The following is an 8,062-nucleotide window of genomic DNA, read 5'->3' on the forward strand; positions in this document are numbered from 1 at the left end:
TTATCATTTGACCCATACGAATACCTATCGGGCATGAGAAACGCCCATAGAACCGCATGGCGGGTCTCGCTATTAATGGCACTCAATTGACATGGAGCCTGTCTCAAGTGAATGCAAACGTGATCTCATCGTATGCCTTATCGATCAGCCCTCGGTAATACCCATGATCAAACGATACCGCACACCACGCCGGTTCCACCCGGTACTGCCGAGCATCGGTCACGACGTACAGGATCTTCATACCGAGCGCAATTCCGATCCCATGATCACGGTACGCCTGCACCGCCGCGCCTTCGATGCACCATTGGGCGTACGTGCGCCGGCTGATCTGGTGGTTGATTATCATTTGCTGTGGGTCCGCTGCCGACACGATGGTAACCTACTGCACCGGTTCATCCCCGTATGCACTGGGAACACGTTCACATGCCAGAGGCTTGTCCAGTTCTGATGCGGTTCATCCCCGCAAACGCGGGGAACACTTTTTGTTCATGTATGAGATGAGATAAGGATACGGTCCATCCCCGCAAACGCGGGGAACACTGACAATCCCGGCAAACTCTTGAGATCGCGAGCGGTTCATCCCCACAATCGCGGGGAACACTGACCGCCAAAGCCGCGAGCGCCGCCCCATGCCGGTCCATCCCCGCAAACGCGGGGAACGCACAACGCCAGTTGCAGCCGCACAGGGAAAGTCCGGGTCATCCCCGCAAACGCGGGGAACACGCGGGGAAATCCGTAACGAACTGAAACGCATACGGTTTATCCCCACCAACGCGGGGAACACTGGTTAGCTGTTGTATATCGTAGAAACTGTACCAGGTCCATCCCCGCAAACGCGGGGAACACAGATGGGAATACCAGTTTTGGAGGATCACCATCGGGTCATCCCCGCAAACGCGGGGAACACATCCAGCACCTGTTCCCGTGCCTCCGCTGCGGCGGTCCATCCCCGCAAACGCGGGGAACACGGAACAGCCGTCGGCCTCGGCGGGGTCGGGTACGGTCCATCCCCGCAAACGCGGGGAACACCACGTGGCGCCGTAATCGGTGCTCCGCGCAATCGGTCCATCCCCGCAAACGCGGGGAACACCTGAGGGGAACATCTGCCCCGTCTTTCACGACCGGTCCATCCCCGCAAACGCGGGGAACACTTGCCAGATATCCCCTGAAGGGAAATCGTGCCCGGTCCATCCCCGCAAACGCGGGGAACACTCAACCGGCCTGCCAGCGAGTTATGCATGGTTCGGTCCATCCCCGCAAACGCGGGGAACACAACACACGTTGATCTCAGTCTCAACGCATTTACGGTCCATCCCCGCAAACGCGGGGAACACAACGATCCTGACATACTCTTCAGCAGCTTTTCCGGTCCATCCCCGCAAACGCGGGGAACACGTAGAGGTCGTATGCGGGCCATCTCTCGGGTTCGGTCCATCCCCGCAAACGCGGGGAACACACAAGATTCGCATGGGTATAAAGGGGTCCGTTCGGTCCATCCCCGCAAACGCGGGGAACACTGCAGAACTGGTTTTCAGATGCGGGCCGGCTGCGGTCCATCCCCGCAAACGCGGGGAACACGACCATGCGCTGGCGGCAGGCGAGGTGGTCTTCGGTCCATCCCCGCAAACGCGGGGAACACTTGAGTGCAAATGTACGACATTTTCCCTGTCTCGGTCCATCCCCGCAAACGCGGGGAACACCTAATCGCGAATTTTGCAACCCCGTCTGCAATCGGTCCATCCCCGCAAACGCGGGGAACACAGTACCGGGCCCTGGAGGATCCTGGCAAGGGACGGTCCATCCCCGCAAACGCGGGGAACACTGCTGCTGCGGGTGTTGTTACCGGTGGTTTCTCGGTCCATCCCCGCAAACGCGGGGAACACTCTTCAAATTATTTACGGCAGAAAGAATCTACTCTCCACCATACTGCATCAGTTTAGAGGCGCTTCGTTTTTTTTTGCGATTAGGATAATTACGATAAGGGCTTGGGGCATCATCGGAGACCTCGTTCCGATAATTGTCATTCTCCGGGTAAAAAGATATGAGTTTCGCACCGTCAAGGTTACAGGGGATTCTTCTCTGGCGGCCAAGTGTAATGAAGTCATATCCGGCCTCGTTTGGTTCGTGCCAGGCCATTATTGCATTACCAGCATTGATTCCGGTGGTTACCGTCTCCCATATCATAGTTCGGACTTTTACTGAATAATCTCCGATGAAAACACCCCTGCGAATTTCAAGAAGCCAGAGTGAAAGCCGCCCATATAACGCAGGTGGAGCATTTTCAATAACAATAACCATCATTCGGCATCCTTCTCGACTGGAATCGCAGGGGGGACGGTCCAGTCGGGGTCTTCTGGTTGAGAGAGACCTCCAGCAGAAAGCATCACCTCAATGGTTGGAATGAGTCGCTCAAGGATCTTTGTCTGCCGGAACATATCCCTGCAGGATAATCTGACCTCCCGTTCTGGCTGTAATGGATTTTTCGATGCAGTATCGAAAGCGATAGGAATTATGGTATCAGTCTTAAACAGGTCGGCAATATCGTAGACGAACGATAAGGGGCTTCCACTATGAACAAATCCAATGGCTGGGGCATATCCTGCAGCAAGAATGGCTGATTCGGTTACTCCATAGAGACATGCCGTCGCAGATGAGAGGCATCGGTTGGCAACATCGCCACCACCCCACTCTTTTGGGTTATATCTTCTACCGGTCCAAGGGACCTGATACTTTTCAGCGAATTGCTCGTATAATTGTCTGACTCGAACCCCCTCCATGCCACGAAGTTGTTCTACCGATAAATCCTCTTTTAAAGGTTCACGGAATCTGAACTCAAACATTTTTCTGGCAACTTTTAGTCTGGCATTGTTATCAAGTGCCAGTTGTGCCTGATACAAAAGACGATCCGAGCGAGCCCCTCCCGGATGACCACTTGAATAAAACCGGACTCCGGCCTCACCAACCCAAACCAGTAGGCATCCAACCCGTGCAGCAAGAACAACTGCAGCATGCGATACTCTTGTTCCAGGTTCCAGCATCAAACATGCGACACCGCCCACTGGGATCTGGGTCCTAATCCCGTTTTTATCAACAAGAACGAATGCCCCATCAATTACATCCAGTTCGCCTTTTTCCAAAAAAAGGAGAGATAATCGTTCTTTCAATGTAATTGGCTTGAGTGGGGGTAGCATAAATTACAACGGTCGGACCATAACAAGGCCGTATCCAAACCCTTTGGCGTGCCCTATCCCTGTGAAGAGGGTATTGAGCATGAGGTCAGGATCGGTAACGGTAAGGACGCCCGAATAGTCAAGCGTGCTGATGCTGATGTCGTGCTTGCCTTTTTCCTTGGTGAACCGGTGTTGCTGATATGCGTCAATGAACAACGTCGGTTCGTCAACAACAAACCCGTATTTTTCCGCCCGGTTTTTCATCCACCGGGTTCCTTCCTGGCGGATGAGATCATAGAGCCGTTCGGTTTCCCGGTAATCTTTCCCCTCGCGTTTCAACAGGGTTTTTGCTTCCATGACTACATCATGCCGGTGTCGTTTTCCGTCTGGATCCTGTTTTGTGACAACCGGGTTGATACGTGCAGTAAACCCAAGACGTTGACCCTTGGAGAGTTTCGGGGAGTATGGCTTTGACCCAATTGACCAAATCCCATCCGTATTTACAGGCTGGCGTGTGGATATTGTGTAAATGGCAGGTGTCCCTTTCACGGAGTCAATACGATAGATAAAATCCCGCTTGCCCGCTTCAGGACTATCAAATACCCTCCAGATAGACTGGTGGACAGCATAGCTGGTTCCAAAGGACTGCCAGAATTTGGGGTTTTTCGTCGCCTCCTCCTGCAGGGTGAGCCTTGAAAAGTACATCCGTCAGACCTCCAGGTTCATGAGATATTCAGGCCGGACAGAGTACTGCCATCTTTTACGACTTGAGAGATCATCGCGGCGGGAAATACGCTGGTCGACTCTCTCTCCGGGTGAAGGTGCACGTTCAGAATACACCCGCACACGAGAACCTTTCTTCAAAGGGGGGAAGAACGGGGGTCGCAGGGCAGTAAGTGCCTGACGGACTGCTGAAGAGACCGAGTCTGCGGTGATAATAATAGATCCAAGGGGGTGGCAGATCGGACACGACTTTCTTCCAAGATAGAGAACAAACGTGGGCTGCCTGAGCCGTTCGGCAATCTCGGTGAGGGGATAGGGAGGAGTGGGCGATCTCGGGGACAGAAGAACAAAATAATACGCATCGCAGCGGTAATCCCGGGTAGTGACGATGGTATTGAGACTCGATAGATCATCCCCAAGTTCTTCCCTGCGGGTGAGAAATCGTTCACGCCCGCTCGTGGTTTTCGGTACCTGCACGGTATGGAAATCCCGTAATGGTTCCCCGGCGGATTCAACTACAACCGCGATGTCATAGCCCTTTGCCAGTTCCAGCAGTCGCTCCTCCTCGTCACGGCGGATACCCAGAGCAGCCGCAACAAGACCCATGATCGCGGATTTTGACGGGCGGTCATAAGAGGGGCGGACCTCTCCCACCGCTATGTCCCCCCATGCTGCAAGCCCGGTGTAGAGGGGAATAACAAGGAAATTAGACATGGTCTTTCGTAGCAAATTTGATCAGATCGGTAAGCGTTCCCTTGCCAGCCAGAGCATTGACTTCATAGATCCCGTCTGACGTCTTCCCATAGACAGCATCCATCTTGGTGCGGGTGTCGTTGATGGCTGTGATTGCCCCATCAAGCATATCTCCATTACCTGCTGGCTTGAGGAATGCAACCGATAGGGAACGGGGCTGCTGGCTTCCCCGTTCGGCAAGAATGTAAGAAGCATAAGCCCGGGATGCAAATGTTGCCTGTTTGCCGGCAGGACCTACCTTTGCCGCAGTTTCAATAAGTGCCTGGATGCCCCGTTTGGTGAGCGCTGCGTCTCCCTTAAGATTCTCGACGCACAAGTCGCGGTTGATACAGAGATACATGTAAAACAGCCCGGCCGCAAATTCCGTCTCTCCGATATGACCCGCACCCTGGTCTACATCGCCGCGATTGAGATCATCCACCGCGGTGAAGTAATCATCCTCGACAGCGACTTCATGGACCGTAATTGCATGCGCCACCTGGGCAGCCGCTTCCACATTATACATGGGCTTGTCAGCCAGCATTCTGCCAAACATGGCAATATCGACGGCAGAATGTTTTTTCATCAGGAGTTCTTTCTCGTCTTCCGATGGTTCCTTGCCCGTCTGGCTGAGTTTAACGAGGAGGTCGTCAATTGCTTTGATCTCATCGGGGCTGAAATGCATGAGCTGCTCGATCTCAAGGCTTTCGTCGCCCTTTTTCACCTTACCAAAGACCGCTGCAATCGATTGCGCAATCTTCAGAGCGTTCTTTTCTGCAACGGGTTTCATCCGGGCATCCGGGGCATCTTTTCCGGCAAGTCTGTCTGAGAGGAGGGTTCCCTTCTTCAGCGCTTCGAAGATCTCCGTTCCCAGTCTTTTTGTTCTCACTCCGAGATTCCCTTTAAGAGCGGATTCGAAGAGATCCGATGTACGCCATGCCCGTTTCAGGCTCTGTGACGAGATTCGGAGCCGGTTCTTACCGCCCATAACCGCGGTCTTTGGCCTTCCTAAGTCGTCACGGTTCAGGTTCGACGGGGGATACGATACAAGCATATGTAGTTGGATAAAATCGGTCATTTCTTTCACTTCCTCATTCTTTCAATACAGGTCACACTTCGTCATTCGGTGCAGTCGAATAATAGGCAAATGCCCAGTCCTTCTTCGTCCGTTCGTTCCACCAGTAAATACTACCGGCAAGGTCTGCCACATTGGCACTGTCATCGACAAGATGAACCATCCGTATCAGGGGCAGATAAAGGCCCTCGCGATCTGGGTACTGGATGAGTCTTCGGAACCGGAGTCCACTGACACGGGCTTTTTTCAACTTCTCGGTTGTCGATCCCATCAACGCAGCAAATTTCTTTGAGGGAATATCCGTCCTCACATGCGACAATACTCCGGCGATCACTGCAATCCGGTCGGGGGATTTCTCCCCCACGGGTCCAAGAGCCGTGATAAGGCGGTGGAACGCCGGTTCAAAACATACCTGGGCCGGAGTCCTGCACCGTCTCAAACGTGCGCGATCACCCGGGATCGCAGCAAGGGATTCCCACCACGCCGTGATAATACTGGTTTCTTTCTTGCCAAAATTTGGAACTGTCTTTTGTGGATCCATTATGTGTCACCTCATCTGGGAGAAATCACTCCGGGTTGTGCAACAACCGCCATATCGTCCTCGTTAATCTCGGGGAGTTGGAGGAGTTTCCGCACTGCATCCTTTCTCGGGGACAACGCATACTCCAGTTTCCTGCGGTTTACTACGATCCGTTTAGGATCGCCCTCTGCAATAGTGTCCGATTGGGCATACTGGTCATAAATAGCAAGAGACGCTCGGGTCAGACTTCTAAGCCAAGATAATTTGACGGCCTGTGTGTCAGCTGATTCTGATAGGTTTTTTGCCAGTTCGGAGAGCGCCGTATAGAAAGCAGCCTCGGTCTCCTGCCAGAACAGTGTCCCGAAGAATCCGAAATCCCCCTTAACATTTTCAGGTCTGCGGTACATCCCCATTTTACCAAATTTTTTCAGTTGGATTTGAGCATAGTCAGCAGTCTGGATCAGCTGGGCGATCTGCATCTCATATAGTTCCCGTATAGCCGCGGAAACCAGAATAAACGGCATTTCAGCTTCATACCAGCACTCAGCCTTTGAATTATCTACTTTGTACCCGAACGACCAGATACGCACATCACCCTCAGGGAGATCAGATTCGTGAAGCATCTTGCGGTCACGGAAGACTTGGACAACTCTGGCGGGTTCTACGTGCATATCGTTAGAGGAAATGCCCTGCATTATCCCCAGCCAGTGGCGATAGAGAATCCCGTCAGAGTCCGTGTGGACTGCAAAGGTCTTGTGCTCCTTCTCGTTTGTACGATAGGGAGTAAGGGGATGCCCCCAGGGAACATCCCCTTGGTAATTCACGCCATGCTTTTTGAGGAAAAACGAAGTGTAGCAAGAAACATTCTGCGCTGCACAGATATCGCACGATGTGGTTTTTATCGTATCGGGGTCGAGGCGGATCCTTTCCGGCATTCCAAAATACACCTGGGATGCATGGACGTCGTTAGGACCGATTGGGGTGTCCCCCTCGCTCGTATGTGTCGGAGCAAGCCACGGAAATTTATCGGCATTGTTCGAACTCGCGAGGTAACCTGGCCTTAAAAACTCACGTTCTGACAACACGTTGAACCAGACCTGTTCCCAGAGAGTACGCCCGGTTACGATGGTTGTAATCGGCCCGCCACCACGGAGACACTTTCGGTGGCCCGATCCCTTACCCGGAGCATAGGTCTGCAGGGTATACAGCGCCGTCGCAGCGCAGGATGGACACATCGCTTTGACCGTATCCCGTTTGATGAACAGATCACGGTTCAGTTTGACGGTATTCTCCCCCGGCGTCTCAAGTAACAGTTTGTCGATGGAAGTTGCGTTTCCATCCTGCAATTCGAGATCCTGCATGAAGCGCGGTCCGCGCCCATCAAGATCAAAGGCAGGGATAAACGACTTGAGGGCTTCTGCAAGAATAGAAACTGTCGGGGGATCCTTCACCATACTCAGCCACTCCCGTTCTGATTTTGGAGGGGCAGTCGTCTGGATAATTCCGATAAGAAACTGGATCATCGCTCCATTAAAGTCCGGGCGGGGTTCATCCAGACAAATAACAGGATTTGAGCCATAATCTAAGGTGATCTCCGCGGGAGTGATGACTTTCCGGGAACCATCCAGGCATCGTACGGGAATCCAACGATCCCGTAGTAAGTTCAACATTTACCATACACCTTACGATATGCCCGTAGTGCGGATTCCACCATTAATCTGTTGATTTTAATTTATTAAAAAAAAATAAATCAATCTGCGTTATGTAAAAACTAGCCCGAACCGGGCCGAATAAGTGAACGTGACTTTTTTTCCGGTCCGATCGAGGGCCTGACCGGTATAC

8 protein-coding genes and 1 CRISPR repeat array are annotated in these 8,062 nt (G+C 52.7%); all 8 genes read right to left on the reverse strand.

The features are described 5' to 3' along the window. Positions 1-103: 103 nt before the first annotated feature. The 8 genes from QZN75_RS01070 to casA all read right to left on the reverse strand — a co-directional run bounded on the left by QZN75_RS01070 (position 104) and on the right by casA (position 7,890). Positions 104-346: a hypothetical protein gene (locus QZN75_RS01070; protein WP_292423629.1), complete on the reverse strand. Its 243-nt coding sequence runs from the start codon at positions 344-346 to the stop codon at positions 104-106. Between the two features lie 42 nt (positions 347-388). After that, a CRISPR array of direct repeats spans positions 389-1,883; the repeat unit is 29 nt; unit sequence CGGTCCATCCCCGCAAACGCGGGGAACAC. A gap of 28 nt (positions 1,884-1,911) precedes the next feature. Continuing rightward, on the reverse strand, positions 1,912-2,301 hold the full coding sequence (cas2e, locus tag QZN75_RS01075; protein ID WP_292423631.1) for a type I-E CRISPR-associated endoribonuclease Cas2e: 390 nt from the start codon (positions 2,299-2,301) through the stop codon (positions 1,912-1,914). Beyond that, a complete protein-coding gene (gene cas1e / locus QZN75_RS01080) occupies positions 2,298-3,164 on the reverse strand; it encodes a type I-E CRISPR-associated endonuclease Cas1e (RefSeq protein ID WP_292423634.1) in 867 nt (288 codons plus the stop codon). The genes cas2e and cas1e overlap by 4 nt, the downstream gene beginning before the upstream one ends. 30 nt (positions 3,165-3,194) lie before the next feature. Beyond that, complete coding sequence (gene cas6e / locus QZN75_RS01085; RefSeq protein ID WP_292423636.1) at positions 3,195-3,875, reverse strand: type I-E CRISPR-associated protein Cas6/Cse3/CasE; 681 nt, start codon at positions 3,873-3,875, stop codon at positions 3,195-3,197. A 3-nt stretch (positions 3,876-3,878) separates the two neighbouring features. Beyond that, entirely contained in the window at positions 3,879-4,607 is a 729-nt protein-coding gene (cas5e, locus tag QZN75_RS01090; RefSeq protein WP_292423638.1) for a type I-E CRISPR-associated protein Cas5/CasD, read from the reverse strand. Then, positions 4,600-5,703 (reverse strand): type I-E CRISPR-associated protein Cas7/Cse4/CasC, encoded by a 1,104-nt coding sequence (cas7e, locus tag QZN75_RS01095; protein WP_292423640.1) that lies wholly within the window; start codon positions 5,701-5,703, stop codon positions 4,600-4,602. Before cas7e ends, cas5e begins: the two co-directional genes overlap by 8 nt. Before the next feature lie 31 nt (positions 5,704-5,734). Beyond that, entirely contained in the window at positions 5,735-6,241 is a 507-nt protein-coding gene (casB, locus tag QZN75_RS01100) for a type I-E CRISPR-associated protein Cse2/CasB (RefSeq protein ID WP_292423643.1), read from the reverse strand. 11 nt (positions 6,242-6,252) lie between these two features. After that, positions 6,253-7,890, reverse strand: coding sequence for a type I-E CRISPR-associated protein Cse1/CasA (gene casA, locus QZN75_RS01105; RefSeq protein WP_292423646.1), 1,638 nt, complete (start codon positions 7,888-7,890; stop codon positions 6,253-6,255). Positions 7,891-8,062: the final 172 nt, after the last annotated feature.

This window comes from Methanoregula sp., from assembly GCF_003170075.1.
Classification (GTDB): Archaea; Halobacteriota; Methanomicrobia; order Methanomicrobiales; family Methanospirillaceae; genus Methanoregula.